The sequence below is a fragment of the Streptomyces sp. APSN-46.1 genome (genome assembly GCF_022815725.1).
Lineage (GTDB): Bacteria > Actinomycetota > Actinomycetes > Streptomycetales > Streptomycetaceae > Streptomyces.
In genome coordinates this window covers 24313-49334 of the sequence record NZ_JALGRF010000001.1, presented here as the reverse complement: position 1 = coordinate 49334, position 25022 = coordinate 24313, and the positions used below count along the sequence as shown (strand labels likewise).

The 25022-nt window shown below is 71.9% G+C and carries 22 protein-coding genes; 9 read left to right on the top strand and 13 right to left on the bottom strand.

Going from position 1 to position 25022, the window contains the following annotated elements; genetic code table 11:
• Positions 1-161: 161 nt before the first annotated feature.
• Complete coding sequence (locus MTF65_RS00225; protein ID WP_308407081.1) at positions 162-2654, bottom strand: Tex family protein; 2493 nt, start codon at positions 2652-2654, stop codon at positions 162-164.
• 275 nt (positions 2655-2929) lie between these two features.
• Between MTF65_RS00225 and MTF65_RS00220 the strand changes: the two genes are divergently transcribed.
• The gene (locus tag MTF65_RS00220; protein ID WP_243626019.1) at positions 2930-4426 is read left to right on the top strand and encodes a M1 family metallopeptidase; all 1497 of its coding nucleotides are present in this window, start codon (positions 2930-2932) and stop codon (positions 4424-4426) included.
• Between the two features lie 36 nt (positions 4427-4462).
• On the opposite strand, the gene MTF65_RS00215 is transcribed toward MTF65_RS00220, so the two are convergent.
• Entirely contained in the window at positions 4463-5356 is an 894-nt protein-coding gene (locus MTF65_RS00215) for an oxygenase MpaB family protein (RefSeq protein ID WP_243626017.1), read from the bottom strand.
• 130 nt (positions 5357-5486) lie between these two features.
• Here MTF65_RS00215 and sph point away from each other — a divergent pair, with 130 nt between their 5' ends.
• On the top strand, positions 5487-6476 hold the full coding sequence (sph, locus tag MTF65_RS00210; protein ID WP_243626015.1) for a sphingomyelin phosphodiesterase: 990 nt from the start codon (positions 5487-5489) through the stop codon (positions 6474-6476).
• Between the two features lie 15 nt (positions 6477-6491).
• Here the strand turns inward: sph and MTF65_RS00205 are convergent, their stop codons facing one another.
• From MTF65_RS00205 to MTF65_RS00195, 3 genes are all read right to left on the bottom strand, one after another.
• Entirely contained in the window at positions 6492-7223 is a 732-nt protein-coding gene (locus tag MTF65_RS00205) for a hypothetical protein (protein WP_243626013.1), read from the bottom strand.
• Between the two features lie 38 nt (positions 7224-7261).
• A complete protein-coding gene (locus MTF65_RS00200) occupies positions 7262-8368 on the bottom strand; it encodes a hypothetical protein (protein WP_243626012.1) in 1107 nt (368 codons plus the stop codon).
• A 481-nt stretch (positions 8369-8849) separates the two neighbouring features.
• Complete coding sequence (locus MTF65_RS00195) at positions 8850-10727, bottom strand: long-chain fatty acid--CoA ligase (protein ID WP_243626010.1); 1878 nt, start codon at positions 10725-10727, stop codon at positions 8850-8852.
• Positions 10728-10812: 85 nt separating this feature from the next.
• Between MTF65_RS00195 and MTF65_RS00190 the strand changes: the two genes are divergently transcribed.
• Positions 10813-11598: a MerR family transcriptional regulator gene (locus MTF65_RS00190; RefSeq protein WP_243626008.1), complete on the top strand. Its 786-nt coding sequence runs from the start codon at positions 10813-10815 to the stop codon at positions 11596-11598.
• 10 nt (positions 11599-11608) lie between these two features.
• Positions 11609-12286: a maltokinase N-terminal cap-like domain-containing protein gene (locus MTF65_RS00185; RefSeq protein ID WP_243626007.1), complete on the top strand. Its 678-nt coding sequence runs from the start codon at positions 11609-11611 to the stop codon at positions 12284-12286.
• Positions 12287-12336: 50 nt separating this feature from the next.
• On the opposite strand, the gene MTF65_RS00180 is transcribed toward MTF65_RS00185, so the two are convergent.
• The 6 genes from MTF65_RS00180 to MTF65_RS00155 all read right to left on the bottom strand — a co-directional run bounded on the left by MTF65_RS00180 (position 12337) and on the right by MTF65_RS00155 (position 19632).
• A complete protein-coding gene (locus tag MTF65_RS00180) occupies positions 12337-14508 on the bottom strand; it encodes a 3-hydroxyacyl-CoA dehydrogenase NAD-binding domain-containing protein (protein ID WP_243626005.1) in 2172 nt (723 codons plus the stop codon).
• 50 nt (positions 14509-14558) lie between these two features.
• Positions 14559-15773: an acetyl-CoA C-acetyltransferase gene (locus tag MTF65_RS00175; RefSeq protein ID WP_243626003.1), complete on the bottom strand. Its 1215-nt coding sequence runs from the start codon at positions 15771-15773 to the stop codon at positions 14559-14561.
• 41 nt (positions 15774-15814) lie between these two features.
• Positions 15815-16957: an acyl-CoA dehydrogenase family protein gene (locus MTF65_RS00170; protein WP_243626001.1), complete on the bottom strand. Its 1143-nt coding sequence runs from the start codon at positions 16955-16957 to the stop codon at positions 15815-15817.
• A 12-nt stretch (positions 16958-16969) separates the two neighbouring features.
• Complete coding sequence (locus MTF65_RS00165) at positions 16970-17995, bottom strand: LLM class F420-dependent oxidoreductase (RefSeq protein ID WP_243627236.1); 1026 nt, start codon at positions 17993-17995, stop codon at positions 16970-16972.
• Positions 17995-19134 (bottom strand): CaiB/BaiF CoA-transferase family protein, encoded by a 1140-nt coding sequence (locus MTF65_RS00160; RefSeq protein ID WP_279398517.1) that lies wholly within the window; start codon positions 19132-19134, stop codon positions 17995-17997. The genes MTF65_RS00165 and MTF65_RS00160 overlap by 1 nt, the downstream gene beginning before the upstream one ends.
• A gap of 117 nt (positions 19135-19251) precedes the next feature.
• Positions 19252-19632, bottom strand: a complete 381-nt coding sequence (locus MTF65_RS00155) for an MmcQ/YjbR family DNA-binding protein (RefSeq protein WP_243625999.1) — start codon at positions 19630-19632, stop codon at positions 19252-19254.
• Between the two features lie 96 nt (positions 19633-19728).
• Between MTF65_RS00155 and MTF65_RS00150 the strand changes: the two genes are divergently transcribed.
• Positions 19729-20913, top strand: coding sequence for a trans-acting enoyl reductase family protein (locus tag MTF65_RS00150; RefSeq protein WP_243625998.1), 1185 nt, complete (start codon positions 19729-19731; stop codon positions 20911-20913).
• A 15-nt stretch (positions 20914-20928) separates the two neighbouring features.
• Here the strand turns inward: MTF65_RS00150 and MTF65_RS00145 are convergent, their stop codons facing one another.
• Complete coding sequence (locus MTF65_RS00145; protein WP_243625997.1) at positions 20929-21606, bottom strand: endonuclease V; 678 nt, start codon at positions 21604-21606, stop codon at positions 20929-20931.
• 26 nt (positions 21607-21632) lie between these two features.
• Between MTF65_RS00145 and MTF65_RS00140 the strand changes: the two genes are divergently transcribed.
• Both MTF65_RS00140 and MTF65_RS00135 read left to right on the top strand, forming a co-directional pair.
• Positions 21633-21929 (top strand): YciI family protein, encoded by a 297-nt coding sequence (locus tag MTF65_RS00140; protein ID WP_243625996.1) that lies wholly within the window; start codon positions 21633-21635, stop codon positions 21927-21929.
• Positions 21930-22082: 153 nt separating this feature from the next.
• Positions 22083-22592, top strand: a complete 510-nt coding sequence (locus MTF65_RS00135) for a GNAT family N-acetyltransferase (protein WP_243625995.1) — start codon at positions 22083-22085, stop codon at positions 22590-22592.
• Here the strand turns inward: MTF65_RS00135 and MTF65_RS00130 are convergent.
• Positions 22589-23761, bottom strand: a complete 1173-nt coding sequence (locus MTF65_RS00130; RefSeq protein WP_243625994.1) for an oxidoreductase — start codon at positions 23759-23761, stop codon at positions 22589-22591. The genes MTF65_RS00135 and MTF65_RS00130 overlap by 4 nt on opposite strands.
• Positions 23762-23835: 74 nt before the next feature.
• Between MTF65_RS00130 and MTF65_RS00125 the strand changes: the two genes are divergently transcribed.
• Both MTF65_RS00125 and MTF65_RS00120 read left to right on the top strand, forming a co-directional pair.
• Complete coding sequence (locus MTF65_RS00125) at positions 23836-24249, top strand: (4Fe-4S)-binding protein (RefSeq protein ID WP_243625992.1); 414 nt, start codon at positions 23836-23838, stop codon at positions 24247-24249.
• A 178-nt stretch (positions 24250-24427) separates the two neighbouring features.
• Positions 24428-24844 carry an SsgA family sporulation/cell division regulator gene (locus MTF65_RS00120; protein ID WP_243625990.1) on the top strand — a complete coding sequence of 139 codons (417 nt, stop codon included), beginning with the start codon at positions 24428-24430 and terminating at the stop codon, positions 24842-24844.
• The last annotated feature ends 178 nt before the right edge of the window (positions 24845-25022 follow it).

The following is a 25022-nucleotide window of genomic DNA, read 5'->3' as shown; positions in this document are numbered from 1 at the left end:
GGAGGGGGGATGCGGAAAGCCCGTCCGCCGGGTGACGAACGGGCGTTCCACCATGCCTACAGATCTTGTACGCGGGTTGGCAAGGAATGTCCCCACGTGGCACGCCTATTCGGCCAAGCTCCCACGACGTGTCGCGCGCGGCGGTGGCCGAAGGACGGCTGTCAGCGCTTGCGGCGCTCCTCGGGGCCGCCGGTGAGGCCGGCCCGCCGCAGGGCGTCGGCCATCGCGCTGTTGGCCGGTGCCGGGGCGCCGCCGCCCTGGCGCTGTCCGCCCTGTCCGCCCTGACCGCCCTGACCGCCCTGAGCGCCCCGACCCGCCTGACCGCCCTGGCGCTGTCCGCCCCGGCCCTGACCGCCCTGACCTCCCTGGCCGCCCTCGCGTCCGCCGCTCCCGCCCCGCTGCTGCGGGGGACGGCCACCGCCGCCGCGCCGTTCCTCGCGCTGCTTCGGGGTACCGGCGGAACGGTCCGCCCCGGCCTCGTCCTCCAGGCGCAGGGTCAGCGAGATCCGCTTGCGCGGAATGTCCACCTCCATGACCTTCACACGGACGATGTCACCCGGCTTGACCACGTCCCGGGGGTCCTTGACGAAGTTCTTCGACAGCGCCGAGACGTGCGCCAGGCCGTCCTGGTGGACGCCGATGTCGATGAAGGCGCCGAAGGCGGCCACGTTGGTGACCACACCCTCCAGGATCATTCCGGGCGCCAGGTCGCCGATCTTCTCCACGCCCTCCTTGAAGGTGGCCGTCTTGAAGGCGGGGCGCGGGTCGCGGCCCGGCTTCTCCAGCTCGCGCAGGATGTCGGTGACCGTCGGCAGACCGAAGGCCTCGGTGACGAACTGCTCCGGCCTCAGCGAGCGCAGCACCGCGCTGTTGCCGATCAGGGCCGCCACCTCGCTGCCGGCCGTCTTGGCCATGCCCCGGACCACCGGATAGGACTCGGGGTGCACGCTGGAGAAGTCCAGCGGGTCGTCCCCGCCGCGGATCCGGAGGAAGCCCGCGCACTGCTCGTACGCCTTCGGGCCGAGCCGGGCCACGTCCTTGAGCCCCTTGCGGCTGCGGAACGGGCCGTTGGCGTCGCGGTGCGCGACGATGTTCTCGGCGAGACCGCCGCTGATCCCCGACACCCGCGAGAGCAGCGGCGCGGAGGCGGTGTTCACGTCCACCCCGACGCCGTTCACACAGTCCTCGACCACGGCGTCGAGGGAGCGGGACAGCTTCACCTCGGACAGGTCGTGCTGGTACTGGCCGACGCCGATCGACTTCGGGTCGATCTTGACGAGCTCGGCCAGCGGGTCCTGGAGGCGGCGGGCGATGGAGACGGCGCCGCGCAGCGACACGTCCATGTCCGGGAGCTCCTGCGAGGCGAAGGCGGAGGCGGAGTACACCGAGGCGCCGGCCTCGGACACCATCACCTTGGTGAGCCCCAGCTCGGGGTGGCGGGTGATGAGGTCGCCCGCGAGCTTGTCGGTCTCGCGGGAGGCGGTGCCGTTGCCGATGGCGATCAGCTCGACCGCATGCTCCTCGGCGAGGCGGGCCAGCTTGGCGAGGGACTCGTCCCACTTGTTGGCGGGGACGTGCGGGTAGATGACGTCGGTGGCCACGACCTTGCCGGTGGCGTCCACGACGGCGACCTTCACGCCGGTACGGAAGCCCGGGTCGAGGCCGAGCGTGGTACGGGTACCGGCCGGGGCCGCGAGCAGCAGGTCGCGCAGGTTGGCGGCGAAGACCCGCACCGCCTCGTCCTCGGCGGCCTGGCGCAGACGCATCCGCAGGTCGATGCCGAGGTGCACCTGGATCTTCGTGCGCCAGGCCCAGCGGACGGTGTCGCCGAGCCACTTGTCGCCGGGGCGGGCGCGGTCGGCGACGCCGAAGCGGCGGGCGATCATGCCCTCGTACGTGGACGGGCCGGGGGTCGCCGTGTCTTCCGGGGCCTCGGGCTCCAGGGTGAGGTCGAGGACGTCCTCCTTCTCGCCGCGCAGCATGGCGAGGACCCGGTGCGAGGGCAGCGCGGTGAAGGGCTCGGCGAAGTCGAAGTAGTCGGCGAACTTGGCGCCCGCCTCCTCCTTGCCCTCGCGGACCTTCGCGGCGAGCCGGCCGCGGCCCCACAGGCGCTCGCGCAGCTCGCCGATCAGGTCGGCGTCCTCGGCGAACCGCTCGGTGAGGATGGCGCGGGCGCCTTCCAGGGCCGCGGCCGGATCGGCGACGCCCTTGTCGGCGTCGACGAACGCGGCCGCGGCGGCGGCCGGTTCCACCGACGGGTCGGCGAGGAGGCCTTCGGCGAGCGGCTCCAGACCGGCCTCGCGGGCGATCTGCGCCTTGGTGCGGCGCTTGGGCTTGAACGGGAGGTAGATGTCCTCCAGCCGGGCCTTGGTGTCGGCCGCGGCGATCCGGGCCTCCAGCTCGGCGTCGAGCTTGCCCTGCTCGCGGACGGAATCGAGGATCGCCGCGCGCCGGTCCTCCAGCTCGCGCAGATACCGCAGCCGCTCCTCCAGGGTGCGCAGCTGGGCGTCGTCGAGCATCTCGGTCGCTTCCTTGCGGTAGCGCGCGATGAACGGCACGGTGGAACCGCCGTCGAGCAGCTCGACGGCGGCCTTGACCTGCCGCTCCCGTACGCCGAGCTCCTCGGCGATCCTGCCTTCGATGGACATCGTCACTGTGCGGTCCCGCCTGCCTTCGTTTGCGTGGAAGGCTGCCAATTGTGGCAGGTGCCGCCGACAGACGTCGGGAGCCGGGGCGCCGAGAGTCGGGTCGTCAGGGCCGCCATGCGTTCTTTCTGGCCTTTCTGCCGGGCCGCCCACCGCGCTGTGACGGCCGAATGGCGATCGTGTGACAGCGGTGGCCATGGACATGACGTGGGGTGCCAGGGGTGAATACGGTCGACCGACGAGATGTCGAACCGATCTGCCTCCCCTACCACTTGGAGCTCTTCGTGCACCGCAAAGTCATCGCCCCGAGCGTGCTCGCCGCTTCCCTGCTGCTGGTGATCCCGGCGTCGGCGGCCAGTTCCGCTCCGGGCGCCCCGGGTATCGGCGACCCCTACTACCCGGCCAGCGGCAACGGCGGATACGACGTGTCGCACTACGACCTGCGCCTCCGGTACCAGCCCAAGACGGATCTGCTGGAGGGCACCGCCACCCTCCTGACCACCGCCAAGCAGGACCTCTCCCGCTTCAACCTGGACTTCGGGCTCCAGGTCAGCGAGATCCGGGTCAACGGCGTGAAGGCGAAGTTCGCCACCTCCGGCGCCCAGGAGCTGGAGGTGACGCCCGCGTCACCGCTGAAGAAGGACAAGCAGGCGACGGTCGTCGTCAAGTACGCCGGCAAGCCCTCGGAGTTCACGGTGGACGGCTGGAGCGCCTGGCAGCGCACCCCGGACGGCGGGGTGGCGGCGCAGGAGCCCGACTCGGCGGTCTGGTGGTTCCCGAGCAACGACCACCCCCTCGACAAGGCCACCTTCGACGTCTCGGTCAACGTCCCGGACGGCACCCAGGCCATCAGCAACGGCGTGCTCCAGTCGCAGAGTTCCCGGCTCGGCTGGACCCGCTACAACTGGCGCTCGAACAAGCCGCAGGCCACCTACCTCGCCACTCTGGCCATCGGCAAGTTCGACATCACCACCGACAAGACGGCCAGCGGGCTGCCGATCCTCAACGCCTACAGCAAGGACCTCGGCGACAACGCGGGGGCGGCGCGCGCGAGCGTGGAGCGGACGGGCGAGGTCGCCGAGTGGCTGGAGGGGGTCTTCGGACCGTACCCCTTCAACGCGCTGGGCGGGTACGTGCCGAACGTCGGCGCGGGCTACGCGCTGGAGACGCAGACCCGGCCGTTCTACGGCCCCCGCCAGTTCCAGAACGGCGCGAACGTCTCGGTGGTCGTGCACGAGCTGGCCCACCAGTGGTACGGCGACAGCGTCTCCGTCGAGGGCTGGAAGGACATCTGGATCAACGAGGGCTTCGCCCGCTACAGCCAGTGGCTGTGGTCGGAGAAGGAGGGCGAGGGCACGGCGCAGGAGCTGGCGGACTGGGCGTACCGGCTGCGGCCGGCGGAGGACCCGTTCTGGCAGGTCAAGCCGGGTGACCCGGGTGCGGAGAACCAGTTCCACGGCGCCGTGTACGACCGTGGCGCGATCGCCGTCCAGGCGCTGCGCAACGAGGTCGGCGACGAGAAGTTCTTCCAGATCCTCAAGGGCTGGCCGACGGAGCGGGCGTACGGCAACGCCGAGGTCGGCGACTTCGTCCGCTACGCGGAGAAGATCTCGGGCAAGCCGCTGGCCGAGCTCTTCGAGACCTGGCTCTACACGCCGGGCAAGCCGGCGTTCACCCCGCCGTCCGAGGCGGCCCAGTCCCCCCGGGCTCGCGCCGCCGAGCCGGTGGAGCCGAAGTCCTGGAAGAAGATCGCGGCGACGGACACGATCCACGAGCACTGATTCCCGGTCGTACGCGGTCCCGCGCGCCGGCGCCCCTCAGCAGGCGGCGGCGCGCCACCGCGCCCGCGCCTCCCTGGCGATGGGCAGGTACCGCAGCCGCTCCGGAAGCAGGGGTACGAGGAGCCGTACGACGGTGCTGAACGTCCGGAGCCTGCGCTCCTGGGCCGCGCTCCACTCCAGCCCGATGGCGGCGCGGGCGTCGGGCGGCATGTACCCGACGGTGACGAAGGCTCGGAAGCGCAGGAACAGCACCCGCAGCGCCGGCCACGCCACCCGGAGCAGCAGCCGTACGGCGGCCGGACCGCCCTCGGGGCGGGGCAGCGGCACGTCGGTGGCGACCAGCTCGCGGGCGACGCCGGTGGGCTCGATCTCCTCGGCCAGCATCCGGCGGTAGTAGGGCCAGTACTCCTCGATGGTCTGGGGCATGTCCCGGTCATGGAGGCCGAGGATCCGGCCGACCTGGAGCCACTCCCGGTAGAGCTGCCGCTCCTGGGCGGGGGTGAACGGGCGCAGAAGGTACCGCCCGGCGTACAGGTAGACCGGGAAGCCGGTGGCGTGCACCCAGGAGTAGCAGGCGGGGTCGAGGGAGTGGTAGCGCCGCCCCCGGGTGTCCACGCCCTGGATCTCCTTGTGGAGCCGGCGCACCCGGCGCCCCTCCTCGGCGGCCTCCTCCCCGCCGTACACCCACAGCTGGACGGAGCGCAGCGAGCGCTCGCCGCGCCCCCAGGGGTCGGTGCGGAAGACCGAGTACGCGTCGACTCCGGCGGCGATGGCGGGGTGCGCGACCTGCATGGTGAAGGCGGCGGGCAGCATCAGCAGGGCGCGGACGTCCCCGGAGATGGTCCACAGCACCCCGCCGGGGGCGGGCGGCTCGGGGTCGGGGCGGCGCGCGGCCGCCGGTCCGGTGTCGGGGACCCGCGTGTTCTTCATGGCATCCAGTATGCGAGCGCCAGACGTCCTTGCTCCCGACAGAAAGTCTTGTCACGGGTGTTACCCAGAGGTAACCGCGGCTGCTTGGATGACGGAGCCGATCTTCCCCCGCAGGAACGATGGAGACCTCATGCCGCACACCTCCCCCCGCCGCCACCGGGCCGCCGCCGCGGCCGTCGCGGCGATCGCCGCCGGCGCGCTGGCCGCCACCTCGGCGCCGGCCGCCACGGCCGCCGAGTCCGCCACGACCCCGCGGCTCAGCGTCCTTTCGTACAACGTGTTCCTGATGAGCAAGAACCTGTACCCGAACTGGGGCCAGGACCACCGGGCCGCCGAAATCCCGAAGACCGCCTTCTACCAGGGCCACGACGTGGTCGTGCTCCAGGAGGCCTTCGACAACGGCGCCTCGGACGCGCTGAAGGCCAACTCGGCCGCCCAGTACCCGTACCAGACCCCGGTGGTCGGCCGCAGCAAGAGCGGCTGGGACGCGACGGGCGGTGCCTACTCCTCCACCACCCCGGAGGACGGCGGCGTCACGATCCTCAGCAAGTGGCCCATAGTCCGCAAGGAGCAGGTCGTCTACAAGGACGCCTGCGGCGCCGACTGGTGGTCCAACAAGGGCTTCGCCTACGTCGTGCTGGACGTGAACGGCACGAAGGTGCACGTGGTCGGCACGCACGCGCAGTCCACCGACCCGGGCTGCGGCGCGGGCGAGGCGGCGGAGATGCGCGCCCGCCAGTTCAAGGCCATGGACGCCTTCCTGGACGGCAAGAACATCCCGGCGAACGAGCAGGTCATCGTCGCCGGCGACATGAACGTCGACTCGCGTACGCCGGAGCTCGCCGCCATGCTCGCCAACGCCGACCTGGCCGGCTCGGACACGCGCACGGGTCACCCGTACTCCTTCGACACCGCGCTGAACTCGATCGCGAGCTACCGCTACCCGACCGACCCGCGCGAGGACCTGGACTACGTCCTGTACCGCAAGGGCAACGCCCGCCCGGCGGGCTGGGAGAACAACGTGGTGAAGGAGGAGTCGGCGCCCTGGACGGTCTCCAGCTGGGGCACCTCCTACACGTACACGAACCTCTCCGACCACTACCCGCTGATCGGCCGCTAAGACTTGATCCGCAATTCACCAGAGGGTGAGCTGTGGACTGCGGCCGGGGCGGTGACCGGGCTGTCCGGCGTGGTCACGCATGGGGCGTGGCTCATCCGGGGTTGCTCGGTTCCGCTGTCCGGCGGTTCGGGGAGCAGAGGTCTCACGGTGTTGCCGTGGGACTGCCACGCGTCCCGGCCGCCGGGGCGGTTTCGGGCTCGGTGTGGTTGACTCCCGCAGCGCTTCTTCCAGCGCTTGCGCATAGGTGATCTGTGCGTGCCGGGAGAGTGTGGTGTCCAGGTACGCGGTCTTGGGGTCGTCCACGTCGGTGAAGCGGACGAACGCGGCCAGGGCCGCGGACACGAGGTCGCGCTTGCCGACGAGGCCGCAGGCGATGCACTTGTGCTCACGGTCCCGCAGCGTCTTGGAGACGCGCTCGCCGCACAGGCAGTGCTGCGACAGCGCGGTGGACCAGGTGGAGGCCCGCACGAGCCCGCCGCCCGCGGCTTCGCATTCCACCGTGAGGGCGGAGATCAGCATCCCCGGTGTGGTCTGGGAGAGCCGCTTGCCCCACAGCCGGTACCAGGTGCGGATGTCGCAGTCCTCGACCACCAGCACGGGGCCGTGGGCGGCGATGATCTCACGGGCGACCTGGCGGGCGCGGTGCCTGCGGTGCTCGGCGATGCCAGCGGCGTGTTCGGCCTGACGGGCCCGCTGCTCACGGTAGTGGGCGGAGAGCCGATCACGGCGGTACGCCTGCTTCGGCACCCCATCGGAGCGTGCGGCGCGGGCACCACCGGGCACGGTCACCGCCTTGGGCTTGAGGCCGTTCTCGGCACGCCTGGCGGCGCGTGCGGTCTGCTTCTTCGACAGCCCGTACTGGGCCGCGTTCGTCGCCCGGCGGGAGCGCTCCAGCGCCCGCGCCCGGCCCCGCCGCTTCTTCGCCTGCTTGACCAACAGCCGCTGCTCGGCGTCGGTGAGAGTGACCTCGGTGGAGGTGGGCGTGGGCCGAGCACCATCAGGTGCGCCTCGTACACCCAGCCACCCGTCGCGGACGCCTTCCGGCGGCGTACGAGATCCACCTTGTGCCAGGTCAGCGGGTTGGACAGGAAGTGCTGCACCCGCGCCCACTGGCCGGGCTGCTGAGGAATGCGGACGGGGACAACGAGGTCACCCCGGTTGCCGTCGGGGCCTCCGGCGAACACCACGGCGAGCGGGCCGGTGTGGTCCCACCACGTGGCCTTGCGCATGCCGGGCCTGCCCGCAGTGGTGAGCTTGCCCGTAGGCACCCTGCCGTCCGGCGCGGTCGGCTTCGGCATCCGGCGCGGCTGCATCAGCGCCTGCTGACCGCCGTCGGTGTAGGCCATGGCGTGGCCGGTCAGGGTGCCAACGAGGCGGAAGGTCTCCCACTTGTTCTCGGTGGTGTGGGAGCGGGCGCGGCCCGGAATCCGGGTGAAGTCGTGCCAGTTGCCTATCTTCGGCCTGCCGAACCGGTGGCTGGTGGCGTCGGGGAACAGGTGCCGGGAGACGCCGTTCCACACCTCATCCGCGATGTGCATGGCCAGGGCCTTGGATACGTGGTGCTTCAAGTGCCCGGAGCCTTCAAGGTGCTTGTACGCGCAGCGCTCCAGGGCCTCACGGGACAGGCCGAGGCGCTGCCGTACAGCCTTCGGGCCCTGCTCCTCGCGTTCGTGGCAGGCGGCCCAGTAGGCATCAACCTTGGCGCGGGCGTCGCGCTGGACGGCCCGCTTGATCGACCACATCGCCCCGTACAGGCCATTCAGCCGGGCGAGGTCGGCAGGGTTAGTGACGGCCAGCGGCAGCACGATCACGGAGACCTGCCCGCCATTGGGCTTGGTCCACTTCGGGGCCTTGTTCCTTCCCCGGAACTTCCGCGTCTGGCCAGCCTGCACTGTTCGTCACCCCCCGTCACGATTACCTCACTTACAGTACATCATTCGTGAGGTCAGCTTCCGCAGACTCGATAGGTCCACCCTCAGCACAGCGGCCTGCGGCCCCGCTCCCTGCTCGCCGGGTTCGACGTCGGCCTGGCCGCCGTCCACCGCGTCCACGACCGGCGTGTCATCGCCGCCGGCACGCCTGGCCCGGCAACCGCAACGACATCGTGGCCCTCCGCGCCACCATGGCCGAACAGGTCGCCGGGCACCGCCTCGTCATCGGCGACGGCGCGTACCACAGCGCACCCGAGGCCTCAAGTACTACCGCGCCCTACTCCAGCACCGCAGGCGCGGCGAAACGATCAACGACACCACCCGCGCCTTCGCCGTGCTCCACAACCTCAAGATCAACACCATCTGAACTTACGGATCACGTCTCAGCCGCCGCCCCGCGCCCCCGCACCCGGTCCGTCCACCGGGTGCGGGACCGCCCCGCCTACGGGGTGGGCGACGCGTCCTCGTACAAGGCGTCGATCAGTGCCCCGTACTTCTCCCGCACCACCCGGCGGCGCAGTTTCAGCGACGGGGTGAGCTCCCCGGACTCGGGGCCCCATTCCTCGGTGAGCAGGCGGTACTTCTTGATCTGCTCGGTGCGGTTGAGGCGGGCGTTGGCCGTCCCGACCGCCCGGGCGATCTCCTCCCGGACCTGCGGGTGTGCGGCGAGCGCGCTCGGCGAGTCCGCCTCGATGCCGCGGGCGGCCGCCCAGGCGGGGGCCAGCTCCGGATCCAGGACCAGCAGGGCGACGAGGTAGGAGCGGCCGTCGCCGTGCACCAGGGCCTGGCCGATCAGCGGATGCTCCTTGACCGTGTTCTCCACCAACGCCGGTGAGACGTTCTTGCCGGTCGAGGTGATGATCAGCTCCTTCTTGCGGTCGGTCAGCCAGAGGAACCCGTCCTCGTCGAGCCGGCCGATGTCCCCCGTCGGGAACCAGCCCTCGGCGTCGGCCGCGCTCTCCACCGAGCCGTCGGGCCGCAGGTAGCCGCCGAAGACGGTCGCGCCGCGGGTGTGGATCTCCCCGTCCTCGGCGAGCCGCAGCTCCAGCCCCTCGATCGGGCGGCCCACCGAGCCCAGCCGGAAGCCGTCCGGGCTGTTGACCGTGCACACGCCGGAGGTCTCCGTGAGGCCCCACGCGTCCATGATGGCGATGCCCCAGCCCGCCCAGAACCGGACCACGTCGATCGGCATGGGCGCGGTGGCGCTGGCCGTCCAGACCAGCCGGTCCAGCCCCGCCAGGCCCAGCAGCGGGTCGAGCACCTGCTCCTTCGCCCGGGTGTACGAGGCTTCGAGCGCGGCCGGGATCCGGGAGCCGCGCTCCCGGTGGCCGGCCCAGGCCCGGGCCAGGTCGTTGGCGGCCTCGATGGCCTGCCGCTGCTCCTCGGGAAGCCGCGCGAGGACGGCCCGTACGCCGGCGGCGAGCTTCTCCCAGACCCGGGGCACGCCGAAGAACTGCACCGGGTGCAGCTCCCGTACGGCGCTCGCGACGGCCGCGGGATCGGCGACCAGGCGGACGTGCGCGGCCCGCAGGAGCGGCAGGTAGATGCCGAGGATCCGCTCGGCGATGTGCGCGAACGGCAGGTAGCAGATGTGCTCGGCGTGCTCCGGCAGGTCCACGCGCCGGTCGAGGCGGACGGACTGGAGCATGATGTTGCGGTGGGTCAGCCGGACGCCCTTGGGGTCGCCGGTGGTGCCCGAGGTGTAGACGACGGTCAGCGGGTCCTCGGGGCGCGCCTCCCGCCAAGCCTTCTCGAAGGCGTCGCGGCTGTGCGGCCGGGCACCGCCGGCGTGCAGGGAGCCGTACGCCAGGTGCGGGCCGGCCTCCGCCGCCTCGGCCACGACCAGCCGCTCCAGGGCCACGGTGGCGTCGGCCAGCAGCGGTTCCCACCGGGCGAGTTCGCGCGCGCCCTCGACGACGGCGACCCGGGCCCGGCTGTGGCGGGCGATGTGCGCGATCTGCTCGGGCGCGGAGGTCCCGTACACGGTGACGGGGACGGCGCCGAGGTGGACGAGGGCGAGGTCGCTGAGCCAGTGCTCGGGGCGGTTGCCCATCATCAGCAGGACGTGCTCGCCGCGCTCGATGCCGAGGGAGGCGTAGCCGGAGGCGAGGACGGCGACCTCGCGGCGGGCCTCGGCCCACGTGAGGGTCGTCCACCCGTCCGCGTCGGGGGCGGTGCCGGTGCTGGTGCCGGTGCCGGGACCCGTGCCGGTGCGCCACGAGAGGGCGGGGAGGTCCCCGTACTCGGCGGCGTTGCGGGCCAGCAGGGCGGGGAGGGTGAGCTCTTCGGGTTGTCCGGGCAGTCGCAGTTTCGTGGTCATGGGCAGCTCCTGGCCGTTTCACATCGTTGGTGCGACAGCAATACTGTTGAACCCAAGCTGTGGAGCAGAGAGCGAGGCGCAGACGATGACCGACCAGGCACCCGAGCCGATGCTCACCATCGACGAGCTGGCGGCCAGGGCGGGCGTCACCGTTCGCACCGTACGGTTCTACAGCACGCGGGGGCTTTTGCCCCCTCCCGTGATCGGTCCTCGTCGGGTGGGCCACTACGGTCCGGAGCACCTCTCCCGGCTGGCGCTGATCGAGGAGTTGCAGCACCAGGGCATGACCCTGTCGGCCATCGAGCGCTACCTGGACGCGCTGCCCGACGACCTGAGCGCGCACGACCTGGCCATCCACCGGGCGCTGGTGGCCACCTGGGCTCCGGACGCGGCGCGGGAGGTGTCCATGGCCGAGCTGGAGAAGCGGGCCGGACGGACCCTGTCGGACACCGATGTCCGGCGGCTGACGGCGATGAACGTGCTCGCCCCCGCGGGCGACGGCTTCCGGGTGGACGTCGGCCTGCTGCGGCTGGGGGTCGCGCTGCTCGACGTACCGATCGCGCACGAGACGATCCTGGCGGCGCGCAAGGTGCTGCTGGAACACACCCGGTCGGCCGCGCACGAGCTGACGGCGCTGTTCCGGGACGAGGTGTGGGGCCCGTTCACGGAGGGCGAGAGCGATCCGGAGCGGGTCGAGTCGATGAAGGCCCTGTCGGCGCACATGCAACCAATGGTCGTCCAGGCGCTGGTGACGGCCTTCCAGCGGTCGCTGAAGGATGAACTGCGGGCGGCGTTCGTCTCCGAGACGGCTGACACCGCCCGCCCCGGCACCGGACCGGCCCCCGGCGCGGGCTCCGGGGCGCCCGGGTAGGTTCAGGGCCATGGCAGTCATCCACCACACCACCACCATGACCCCGACCAAGCTCGAACTCCTCAGCGGCTGGGTCCCCTTGAAGCCCTGGTACCAGGGATCCGGGGGCACCGCGCGGCTCACCAAAGCGGGCGGCTTCCGGCTCGACGACCCCGAGGGCGAGGTGGGCATCGAGTTCATGGTGGTCACCGACGACTCCGGGGGCGCGCCGGTCGCCTACCAGGTCCCGCTCACCTATCGCGGAGCCCCCCTGGAGGGCGGCGAGGCCGCCCTGATCGGCACCAGCGAGCACGGCGTACTGGGCACGCGCTGGATCTACGACGGCGCCCACGACCCGGTCCTGGTGGACCAGTTGCTCGCGCTGCTGGCGGGCCGGGCGGAGCCCCAGGCCCAGAACGAGAGCGACACCCCCGACCCGACCGTCGAGGTGCGCCCCGACGGGGCCGGCGCACCGGTGGGCCTGACCGGCCCCAGGGCCGTGACGGACACCGCCGACGCCACCGTCCTCACCGTGGGCCCGGCGGGGCTGGAAGGGCCGGTGCCGGCCCTGACCCTGTCCCGGGTGCTGCGCCCCGGGCCCGCCCCCGCCGCGGACGCTGTCCGGGGCCAGGTACTGGCCCGGTGGTCCGCCCCGGACGGCGGTGAGGAGCGCGGGGTGTTCGCGGCCCTGCGCGACCGCGACCGGTAGGCGGAAGTCGCCCCGGGCCCGCGCGGGGGCGGGCCCGGGGCGGGGCGCGGTCAGTCCGTGTAGGTCTCGCCGCGCTCGGCCTTCGCGACCAGCGACGCCGGCGGGGTGAAGCGCTCGCCGTACTGCGCGGCCAGCTCGCGGGCCCGGGCGACGAAGCCCGTCAGGCCGCCCTCGTAGCCGTTGATGTACTGGATCACGCCGCCCGTCCAGGCCGGGAAGCCGATGCCCATGATGGAGCCGATGTTGGCGTCGGCGATCGAGGTCAGCACGCCCTCGTCGAGGCAGCGGACGGTGTCCAGGGCCTCGGAGAAGAGCATCCGCTCCTTCATGTCCTCGAAGGGGATCTCGACGTCCGGCTTGGTGAAGTGCTCGCGCAGCCCCGGCCAGATGCCGGCGCGCTTGCCCGCCTCGTCGTAGTCGTAGAAGCCGGCCCCGCCGCTGCGCCCGGGGCGCCCGAACTCGTCCACCATGCGGTCGATCACCGCGTCGGCCGGGTGCTCGGCCCATGCCCGGCCCTCGGCCTCGAAGGCCTTCCGGGTCTCATTGCGGATCTTGCGCGGCAGGGTCAGGGTCAGCTCGTCCATCAGGGAGAGCACCTTGGCCGGGTAGCCGGCCTGCGCCGCGGCCTGCTCGACGGAGGCGGGCTCGACGCCCTCGCCGACCATCGCCACGCCCTCGTTGATGAACTGGCCGATGACGCGCGAGGTGAAGAAGCCGCGCGAGTCGTTGACCACGATCGGGGTCTTGTTGATCTGACGGACCAGGTCGAAGGCGCGGGCGATGGCCTCGTCGCCGGTGCGCTCGCCCTTGATGATCTCCACCAGGGGCATTTTGTCGACGGGCGAGAAGAAGTGCAGGCCGATGAAGTCGGCGGGGCGCGAAACCCCCTCCGCCAGGCCGGTGATGGGCAGCGTGGAGGTGTTGGAGCAGAGCAGCGCGTCGGGCTCGATGACGTCCTGGATCTCCTGGAACACCTTGTGCTTGAGCGCGGTGTCCTCGAAGACGGCCTCGATCACGGCGTCACAGCCCGCCAGGTCGGCGGCCTCGGCGGTCGGGGTGATCCGGGCGAGCAGCTCGGCGCGCTCGGCCTCGGTCGTACGGCCCCGGGAGAGCGCCTTGTCGAGCAGCTTCTCGGAGTACGCCTTGCCCTTCGCGGCGGCCTCGGGGGTGACGTCCTTGAGCACCACCTCGATGCCCGCGCGGGCGCAGGAGTACGCGATTCCGGCGCCCATCATCCCGGCGCCGAGGACGGCGACCTTGCGGACCTCGCGCGGCTCGATCCCCTGCGGGCGGCTGCGGCCGGCGTTGACGGCCTGGAGGTCGAAGAAGAACGCCTGGATCATGTTCTTGGCGGTCTGCCCGGTGACCAGCTCGGTGAAGTAGCGGGCCTCGATGGTCAGCGCGGTCTCGAAGTCCACCTGGGAGCCCTCGACGGCGCAGGCCAGGATGTTGCGCGGAGCCGGGTACGGGGCCCCGTTCAGCTGCTTCTTCAGGTTCGCGGGGAACGCCGGGAGGTTCGCGGCGAACTTCGGGTTCGACGGCGTGCCGCCCGGGATCCGGTAGCCGGGGACGTCCCACGGCTGCTTCGACTCCGGGTTCGCGTCGATGAAGGCGCGCGCCTTGGCCAGCATCTCCTCGGGGGTGGCGGCCAGTTCGTGCACGAGGCCGTTGTCCAGGGCGCGCCGCGGGGTGTACTGGGTCCCCTGGAGCAGCACCTTCAGCAGCGCGTCGGCGATACCCATCAGGCGGACGGTACGGGTGACACCGCCACCGGCCGGGAGCAGGCCGAGGGTGACCTCGGGCAGGCCGATCTTCGAGCCGGGCGCGTCGAGGGCGACGCGGTGGTGGGAGGCGAGGCAGATCTCGTAACCGCCGCCGAGGGCCGCGCCGTTGATGGCGGCGACGACGGGCTTGCCGAGGGTCTCGATCCGGCGCAGGGAGCGCTTGATCGCGGTGCCGGTGTCGAAGGCGATCCGCGCGTCCTGCGGACGGAGCCGGATCATCTCCTTGAGGTCGCCGCCCGCGAAGAAGGTCTTCTTGGCGGAGGTGAAGATGATGCCCCGGATGGAGTCCTTCTCGGCCTCAGCGCGGTCGGCGATCGCCGCGATGGAGTCCTTGAAGGCCTGGTTCATCGTGTTGGCGGACTGGTTGGGGTCGTCGAGGATCAGGGTGACGACGCCGGTCTCGTCCTGTTCCCAGCGGATCGTGGTGGACTCGCTCATGGTCACTGCTTTCGTGTCGGAAGGTCCAGGGGGCGGGGATACAGGACGGTTCAGAGCCGCTCGACGATCGTGGCGACGCCCATGCCGCCGCCGACGCAGAGGGTGACGAGCCCGTAGCGCTTGTCCTGGCGCTCCAGTTCGTCGATGACGGTGCCGAGCAGCATCGCGCCGGTGGCGCCGAGCGGGTGGCCGAGCGCGATGGCGCCGCCGTTGACGTTGACCTTGTCGAGGGAGATGCCCATGTCCTTGACGAAGCGCAGGACGACGCCGGCGAAGGCCTCGTTCATCTCGATGAGGTCGATGTCGTCGATGGTCAGCCCGGCCTTGGCGAGCGCCTTGCGGGTGGCGGGGGCGGGGCCGGTGAGCATGATGGTGGGCTCGGAGCCGGAGACGGCCGCCGAGACGATCCGGGCGCGCGGGGTCAGACCGTTGCGCTCCCCCGCCTCGCGGGACCCGATGGCGACGAGCGAGGCGCCGTCGACGATGCCGGAGGAGTTGCCCGCGTGGTGGACGTGGTCGATCTTCTCGACCCAGTGGTACTTCTGCAGCGCGACGGCGTCGAAGCCGCCGAGTTCGCCGATGTCCGCGAAGGACGGCTTGAGCTTGGCGAGGGTGTCGGCCGTCGTGCCGGGGCGGATGAACTCGTCCTGGTCCAGGACGATCAGGCCGTTGCGGTCGGTGACCGGGACCACGGACTTGGCGAACCGGCCCTCCTTCACGGCGGCGGCCGCGCGCTCCTGCGACAGGGACGCGTACTCGTCCACATCGCGCCGGGAGAATCCCTCGATGGTGGCGATCAGGTCGGCGCCGATGCCCTGCGGGACGAAGCCGGTGTCCCAGTTGGTCATCGGGTCGGCGAACCAGGCGCCGCCGTCGGAGGCCATCGGGACGCGGGACATGGACTCCACGCCGCCGGCGAGGACCAGGTCCTCCCAGCCGGAGCGGACCTTGGCGGCGGCCAGGTTGACGGCTTCCAGGCCGGAGGCGCAGAAGCGGTTCTCCTGTACGCCGGCCACGGTGTCCGGGAGTCCGGCCGCGATGGCCGCGATGCGGGCGATGTCGGAGCCCTGGTCGCCGACGGGTCCGACGACGCCGAGCACGATGTCGTCGATGGTGGCCGGGTCCAGGCCCGGGTTGCGCTCGCGCAGGGCGTGGATGAGGCCGACGACCAGGTCGATCGGCTTGGTTCCGTGGAGGGAGCCATTGGCCTTGCCGCGGCCGCGCGGCGTGCGGATCGCGTCGTAAACGTAAGCTTCGGTGCTCACTGGTCAAGCCTTTCGAAAGGGCGGGGCGGAGGTGAGGAGGGCTAGCCGAGCAGGGAACGACCGATGATCTCTTTCATGATCTCGGTCGTGCCGCCGTAGATGGTCTGGATGCGGCCGTCGGTGAAGGCCCGCGCGACCCGGTATTCGGTCATGTACCCGTAGCCGCCGTGCAGTTGCAGGCAGCGGTCGGCGACCCGCTTCTGCAGCTCGGTCGCCCACCACTTGGCCATCGAGGCGTGGACGTGGTCCAGCTCGCCGTTGGAGTGGTCGGTGATGCAGCGGTCGAGGAAGGTGCGGGTGACGGCGCACTCCGTGGCCATCTCCGCTATCTCGAAGCGAATGTGCTGGAGCTTGGCGAGCGGCCGCCCGAAGGCCTCGCGCTCCTTCACGTACTGGGTGGTGATCTCCAGCAGGAACTCGGCGGCGGCGATGCCGGCCATGGCGATGCCCATCCGCTCCTGCGCGAGATTGGTCATCAGGTGGAGGAAGGCGCCGTTCAGCTCGCCGAGCAGGTTCTCCTTGGGGACGCGTACGTCGTTGAAGAACAGCTCGGCGGTGTCCTGGGCCTTCTGGCCGATCTTGTCGAGGTTGCGGCCGCGCTCGAAGCCCTCCGTGCCGCGCTCGACGACCAGCAGCGACAGGCCGTGCGCCCCGCCCTCGGGGGTGGTCTTCGCGACGACGATGACCAGGTCGGCGAGGATGCCGTTGGAGATGAAGGTCTTGGAGCCGTTCAGCACCCAGTGGTCGCCGCGGTCCTCGGCGCTGGTGCGGATCCCCTGGAGGTCGGAGCCCGCGCCCGGCTCGGTCATCGCGATCGCGGTGATGGTCTCGCCGGAGCAGAATCCGGGCAGCCAGCGGCGCTTCTGCTCCTCGGTGGCCAGTGAGGTCAGGTACGGCCCGATGATGTCGTTGTGCAGGCCGATCGCGAGCCCGGCGGCGCCCGCCCGGGTGAACTCCTCGGCGATCACGGCGGCGTAGCGGAAGTCCGCGTTCCCGCCGCCCCCGTACTCCTCGGGGACGGCCAGGCCCAGCAGTCCCTGCCGGCCGGCCGCCAGCCAGGCCTCGCGGCTGACGATGCCGTCCTTCTCCCACTGCTCGTAGTGCGGCAGCACCTCCTTGGCGAGGAAGGCGCGGACGCTCTCGCGGAACGCCTCGTGGTCGGCGTCGAAGATCTGGCGTTTCATCGATCGGGCTCCTTACAGCCAGCTCTTGACGGTTTCGATCAGCCGGGCCGGCTCGGGGCCGACGGGCGTGACGTTGAGCATGGTGACGCCCGCCTCCCGGAAGGCTTCGACACGCTCGCGGACGTAACTCCGCGGCCCGCACAGCGTCATGAGCTCGCAGAACTCGTCCGGTACGGCGGCCGCCGCGTCGCGCTTGCGTCCGGACAGGTAGAGCTCCTGGATCTTCCGGGCCTCCTCCTCGTACCCGTAGGCGACGGCGAGGTCGTTGTAGAAGTTCTTGCCGGCCGCGCCCATCCCCCCGACGTACAGCGCGATCTGCGGGCGGGCGAGGTCCCGTACGGCGGCCGCGTCCTCGCCGATGGCGAGCAGTCCGCCCGCCACGGTCCGGAGCGGGCCGAGTTCCGGGGAGCGCCGGGCCGCGCCCTCGGCGAGGGCGCTGCCCCAGACGGCTTCGGCCTTCTCGGGGATGAAGAGCGTGGGCAGCCAGCCGTCGGCGATCTCGGCGGTCATCCGCACGTTCGCCGGGCCGAGGGAGGCGATGTAGACGGGGATGTCGCCGCGGACCGGCCGGGTGAGGATCTTCAGCGGTTTGCCGTGCCGGCCGCCCTTCTCGGGCGGTAGCGGCATGTCGGTGATGCCGTGGTGGTCGATGGTCTCGCGGCGCCAGATCCGGCGGCACAGCTCCACGGTCTCGCGGGTCCGTCCGAGCGGTTTGTCGTACGGCTTCCCGTGCCAGCCCTCGACCACTTGCGGACCGGAGGCGCCGAGGCCCAGCAGGGCCCGCCCGCCCGAGAGCGCGTCCAGGCCCGCGGCCGTCTGGGCGATGAGGGCGGGGGTGCGCGAGTAGACGTTGACGATCGCCGAGCCGATCTTCATGCGTTCGGTCCGGGCGGCGAGGTAGCCCATGATCGTCGGGGAGTCGAAGCCCCAGGCCTCGGCGACCCACACGGCGTCGAGTCCGGCCGATTCCAGTGCCGCGGCCTCGTCGGCGGCCCGGCGCGGGTCCTCGGCGTAGTCGAGCATCATGGACAGTTCCATCATTCGCCCTTTCCGGTCAGGGCCGTCAGGGCCGGGACGTCCCAGTCCGCGGCCACGGAGGCGGTGTCGGCGCCGGGCAGCGCGGGACCGCTGGTGACGGCGGACGGGGTCGCGGAGAAGCGCGGCGCGGGGGCGGGCTGGGTGATCCCGCCGAAGTCGGTGAAGGTGCCGCGGGCGGCGAGGTGCGGATGGTGCGGGGCCTCGCGCAAGGAGAGCACGGGCGCCACGCAGGCGTCGGTCCCCTCGAACACCTCCGTCCACTCCTGGCGCGTACGGGTCCTGAAGCGCGCGGCGACGCTCTCGCGCAGCTCGCCCCAGCGGGCCGGGTCCTTGCGGGCGGGAGCCTGGTCCCCGATGCCGAGGAGCCGGGTGAACTCGTCGTAGAACTGCTGCTCCAGCGCGCCGACCGCCATGTACTGGCCGTCGGAGGTCTCGTAGGTGCCGTAGAAGGGGCAGCCGCCGTCGAGGAGGTTGGCCCCGCGCCGGTCCTGCCAGCCGCCGGCCGCGACCATGCCGTGGATCATCGCGGTCAGGTGGGCGGTGCCGTCGACGATGGCGGCGTCCACGACCTGGCCGGCGCCGCCGGGGGTCCGGGCGTGCTGGAGGGCGGCGAGGACCCCGATGACCAGGTAGAGCGAGCCGCCGGCGTAGTCCCCGACCAGGTTGGCGGGAACCGCCGGGGGCTCGTGCGGATTGCCGATCATGCCGAGGGCGCCGGTGACGGCGATGTACGCGATGTCGTGCCCGGCGGTGTGCGCGAGGGGGCCCTCCTGGCCCCAGCCGGTCATCCGGCCGTACACCAGCTTCGGGTTCCGGGCGTGGCAGTCGGCCGGGCCGACGCCGAGCCGCTCGGCGACCCCGGGGCGGAATCCCTCGATCAGGACGTCGGCCCGCTCCACCAGGTCCAGCACGCGGGCGGGGCCCTCGGCGGACTTCAGGTCGAGCAGGACGGACCGCTTGTTGCGGTTGGTGACGTCGTACGCCGGGTTGACCGCGAGTCCGCCACCGCCGGGCCGGTCCACCCGTACGACGTCCGCGCCCAGGTCGGCGAGGAGCATGGCGGCGAACGGGCCCGGGCCGATGCCGGCGAGTTCGACGACGCGCACGCCCGCGAGCGGGCCGTTCCCTGTCACTGCCATCGAGCCCCCAGCATCCGTACCACCACGGTGTGACACAACTGATGTAACACCAGTGATGCTAGGAACGTGTTCCACTCAGCACAAGCCCCCGGGCGAGCAAACGCTTAGTCGGTTGGCTCAATCCGTGCTCCGTCCGTCCAATTCCTTCAGATGCCGCTTGAGGGCGACACTCCGGTAGCTCTCCTCCACCCACTCGCACAGCACCTCGGCCGACGGAGCCCCCTTCTCCGCCAGCGGTACCGAGACCCAGCCCGCCTTGCCCAGCCCGTACCCGGTGGGCGCCGCGCCCGGCGCGGTCATCGCGTGCCCGTGCAGCGCCTCGTCCTTGAGCTTGACCGAGAGTCCCGGCGGCCCGTCCGTGTTCCCCAGAAAGACGAAGATCTTCTTGTTGACCTTCACCACGCAGTCCTCGGGGCCCCACGGAAACTCCTCCACGGCTTCCGGAAGGCCCAGGGCGAACTCCCGTACCGCCTCCCACTTGCGCACCGCAGGCTTCATCGACGCCTCCACTTACCGCAGGTCACACCTGCTCGCACGGACAGTCGACACTCACGCTAGCCTCAGCCACCGACAACAGCTGGGAGGAGCGGGCACATGACCGCAGAGGGCAACCGAACCTACGACGTGGTGCTCTTCGGAGCGACCGGTTTCGTGGGAGCGCTCACCGCCGAGTACCTCGCCGCGCACGCCCCCGCGGGCTGCCGGTGGGCCCTGGCGGGCCGGGACCTCGGGAAACTGGAGCGGCTGCGCGAGCGGCTGGCCGTCCTCGACCCGGCCTGCGCGGACCTGCCGCTGCTGCGGGCGGACGCGCGCGACACCGAGGCCCTGCGCGAACTGGCCGCCTCCACGCGGGTGCTGGCCACCACGGTCGGCCCGTACATCTGGTACGGGGCGGAGCTGGTCGCCGCCTGCGCCCGGGCGGGCACGGACTACGTGGACCTCACGGGCGAGCCGGAGTTCGTGGACCGGATGTACGTGGAACACGACGCGCGGGCCCGCGAGACCGGGGCGCGGCTGGTGCACGCCTGCGGCTTCGACTCGATCCCGGCCGACCTGGGGGCGTACTTCACGGTGGGCCGGCTGCCGGAAGGGGTCCCGCTGCGCGTGGACGGCTTCGTACGGTCCAACGCGCTCTTCTCCGGCGGCACCCTGGCCTCCGCGCTCACCGCGATGGGCCGCGGCCCCCAGACCCTGGCCGCGGCCCACACCCGCCGGCTGCACGAGCCCCGGCTGCTGGGACGGCGGGTACGGGGGCCCCTGGGCGCCCCGCGGTTCAGCCGCGAGACCGGCACCTGGGCCCTGCCGCTGCCCGCGCTGGACCCCCGGATCGTCGCCCGCTCGGCGGCAGCACTGGAGCGGTACGGACCGGACTTCCGCTACCGGCACTACGCCTCGGTCCGCCACCTCCCGGTCGCGGTGGGCGGCACGGCGGCACTGGGCGCGACCGTCGCGCTGGCCCAGGTCCCGCCGGCCCGGCGCTGGCTGATGAACCGCTGGGAGCCCGGCCAGGGCCCGGACGCGGAACGGCGGGCGCGCAGCTGGTTCACCGTCCGCTTCGTGGGCGAGGGCGGCGGCCGCCGCGTCCTGACCGAGGTCTCGGGCGGCGACCCGGGCTACGGCGACACGGCGAAGATGCTGGCCGAGTCGGCCCTGTGCCTCGCGTACGACACCCTCCCGGACCGGGCGGGCCAGCTCACCACGGCGGTGGCCATGGGCGACGCCCTCCTCGACCGCCTCCAGAAGGCGGGAATCCGCTTCCGCGTGGCCGACGTCCGCTAGCCCGGACAGGGCGGCCTAAGACGCCTCGCGCAGCGCCCGGCGGCACAGCGAGTCGGCGTGCCGCGTCGTCTCCGGAATCCTGAACCGGGGGCTCAACGCGAGCGTCTGCGCACAGGCGTTGTCCAGCGAGACCCGGTGGCCGACGGACACGTACACGGGCTTGATCCCGTCCTGGGTCCGCAGCGCCCGGCCCACGACCGCCCCGTCCGCCGCGACCAGCGGGGCGAAGTCGCCACGCCGGGCGCCCGGTTCCTCGTACGTGAAGGTGAACGGATTCTTCGCGACGCCGATGCTGGGCAGCCCGGTGACCACCCCGAGGTGGCAGGCGAGGCCGAATCCGCGCGGGTGGGCGAGGCCGTAGCCGTCGCAGACGACGAGGCCGGGCTCGGCGGTCAGCGCGTCGAGCGCGGCCAGCACGGTCGGCAGCTCCCGGAAGGCCAGCAGCCCGGGCACGTAGGGGAAGCTGACGTGCCCGACGGCCGTGGCCTCCTCCACCACCTCCAAGGTGGCGGCGTCCAGCACCACGGCCGCGGCGGCCACCAGATCGCGCGCGTCGTCGTACGCGACGTCCACGCCCGCGATCAGCCCGCACCCCGGCGGCGGACCGACCTCGTCGAGCACGACACGATTGCGCAGTTCGTCCTGTATCGCCCGGGCCTCGGCCTCGTCGGCGGGGGTCTTCACACTCGTCATGATGGTGCGAGAGTAGCCTGGCGATCATGTTCGTCATGGAGCTCACCTACACCGCGCCCATCGAAGCCGTCGAAGAGGAGCTGGACGCCCACATCGCCTGGCTGGACGGCTACTACGCCTCGGGAGTCTTCCTCGCGTCGGGCCGCAAGGTCCCCCGCGACGGGGGCGTCATCCTGGCCGGCGGGGTCTCCCGCGCGGAGATCGAGAAGATCGCGGCCGAAGACCCCTTCATCCTCGCGGGCGTCTGCGAGTACCGGATCACGGAGTTCATCGCCACGAAGACCTCGGCGGACCTCTCGACGGTCCGCGAGACCCTCGCGTAACACCGCGCCCGAAGGCCGGAGGCCGGAGGCCGGAGGATCCGGGGCGGCGGCCGGCGGATCCGGGGCGGCGCAGGCGCCTCGCTCCCGAACAGCCGTAGCCCTTCTCCGAACCCGCCCCGCCCCGCCCGCCTCGCCGCGCCCCAGGAGGCCGCCTTGACCGCGCCCGCGCACACTCCCGCCCCGCGCCCCGCGACCCTCGCCGACATCCCCGAGCTGATACGCCTGCGCGCCGTCGCGCTGGCGAGCCTCGACGTTGACCCCGGCCCCGCCGACTCCGCCTGGCGGCAGAACGCCCACGGCTGGTTCGCCGAACGCGTCACCGGCCGAACCGACGTGCACTGCCTGGTCGTCGGCGGCGCCGGCGGCGAGCCCCTGCTGGCCACCGGCATGGCCTGGGTGACGTACCACCTCCCCAGCCCCCAGTGGCCCGACGGCCGCCGCGGCTACCTCGACGGCATCGTCACCGACGAGGCCGCCCGCGGCCGCGGCCACGGCCGCCGGATCGTCGACGGACTCGTCTCCTGGCTGAACGCGGGCGGCATCCACTACATCCAGCTGCACGCCAGCGCCGACGGCGAGCCCGTCTACAAGGCAGCGGGTTTCGTCACCGGCCGCTACCCGGGCATGGACCTGTTCACCACACGTCCCACTCATCACCACTAGTCACCACGTTCGGCCTGCTCCTCCTCACCCCGCTCCAACCTCGCCACCCGCCCCTTCTCCCCCGAGGCCCAGCAGCCTCCGTCCGCACCGCAGTCGACGGTGTCGAACGACCCCACGTCCAGCGCCCGCCAGGTCCGCCCCCCGTCCGCCGTGACATCGGTGCCGGTCGGACCCACCGCCAGAGCCACGCCCCGGGCATACGGATGCCAGGCCGCGCCCGACCGGTAGGCAGGCGGCGGGGCCGCCGCCGGGCGCCAGGTGCGGCCCCCGTCGGAAGAGGTCGCGGCGGCCTGCGGAGAGGTCTGGCCGGACCGGTAGTCACCGCCGACCGCGAGGCCCGTCGTACGGTCGCGGAACGCGAGGGCGAACACGCCCTTCGCCGGGTCTCCCGCCGGAATGCCGGATTCGGCCACCCGCCACGTGCGGCCCCGGTCCGCCGAGTGCAACACCCGCGCGACGGCGCCACCGCCCGTGGCCAGCCAGACGTCCCTCGACCCGGCGCTGACCAGGCACTGGCCGCTCGCCGCGAAGCCCGCCTCACCCGGCAGCGCGTCCGGCATCCCGGTACTCGGCAGCACCTCCCAGCTGCGTCCGCCGTCGGCCGTGGACAGGATGCGGAATCTGCCGTCCACCGGGTCGCTCATCGCGAGTCCGTGCCGGGAGTCGAAGAACGTCAGGCAGTCGTAGAAAGCGCGCGGGTCGGGGTTGCGGAAGGTCTCGGTCCAGGTCGCCCCGCCGTCCTCGGTGCGCAGCACCCGGGAGGCCTCCCCCTCACCGATGGACAGCGCCACCGCGCGCCGCGCGTCGAAGGCCTCGATATCGCGCAGCTCCAGCCCCTCCGCCGCCGCCCCGGAGGGCGACACGTCCCGCCAGCTGCGGCCTCCGTCCACCGTGCGCAGAACCGTTCCCTTGGAGCCGGCCACCCAGGCCGTGCTGCGGCTGACGGCGGCCAGCCCCCGGAACCGGGAGTCCTTCCCGGTGTCCTTGACCCGCCATCCGACGCCGCTCAAGCCCGGCAGCCGGTCCCCTAAGCCACCACCGGAACCCTCATCGGCCACGAGCGACACCGCCTCCATCGAAACCGCCGCCACCGCCGGCGCCCCCGTCCCGCCCACCACCAGAGCCACCGCACACACCCCGGCCCCGACCCCAACTCCCAGAAGTCTCATGGCGCCGGAAGCTAACGCACCCCGGAATCCGCGTCCAGAGTGCGTCCCCGCCGCCGGGTTCCTAGGCTGGGGCCATGCCCTCCAAGGAACCCAAGGCCTACGACGGCAAGCACATCACCGTCACCTACGACGTCGGGCGGTGCCTCCACGCCGCCGAATGTGTGCACGGCCTGCCCGAGGTGTTCGACTCCGGGCGGCGCCCCTGGGTGCAGCCGGACGCGGCGGATCCGGAGCGGGTCGCCGAGGTGATCCGGCGCTGTCCGTCGGGAGCGCTCCAGTACCGGCTCTCCGAAGGACCGGCCGAGCAGCCCGACCGGCCGACCACGACGGTCGTACGGTCGCCCGTCGGCCAATTGATCCTCCGCGGCGAACTGAGCGTGACGACCCCGGAGGGCGTCCGTAACGAGACCCGGGTGGTGCTTTGCGCCTGTGGAGTGAGCAGGAACCAGCCTTATTGCGACCACTCCGGGCCCTGCGGCTCTGACTGAGACCGCTTCTCTCGCCTACCTTGATCGTTACTCTGTGCGATCACACAGAAGCGTTTTCAGCCACTCGGTGACACAGCTCACGCAACTCCGCATGCACGGAACTGCCGATTCCGGCGTCTATCCGGTTGCCGGGCCCCACCCCACGCCCGGCAGCAGATCCGCCGCAAGGGAGCGAGCCTTGATCACTGTCATCGAGCAGGCCGTGCAGGCCCGTCTGATCGCCACCGCCCCGAAGATCGAGACCGTACCCGTCACGCTCAGCTACGACCGTTCGGATCCGTTCGCCGTCCGCATGGCCTTCCCCGCCCCGGCCACGCTGGAGGGCATCGAGATCTCGTGGACCTTCGCGCGGGAGCTCCTGGAGTCGGGCCTGGACCGCCCGACGGGCTGGGGCGACGTGCGGGTGCGCCCGTACGACGCCGACCGGACCACCGTCGAGTTCCACGCCCCCGAGGGTGTCGCGATCGTCCTGATGCTCACCGCCGAGCTGCACCGGTTCCTGGAGCGCGCCGCGACCGTCGTGCCGCCGGGCGCGGAGCACCTCTACCTCGACGTGGACCACGGCCTGGCCGAACTCTTGCGCGGCTCGCACTGATCCGAGGCGCCCGACGCCCCCACCACCCACCACCACCCATCCCCCCACTCCCCCTTAATTCGTTTGCGGGCGGCCCCGGCCGCCCGTAACTTCGTGGACGCCCCATAGCCGCCGAAACGGAGTAGGACATTGCTCGTCTGAGGTCCGAGACACCGACCACGACACCATAGGAATGTCG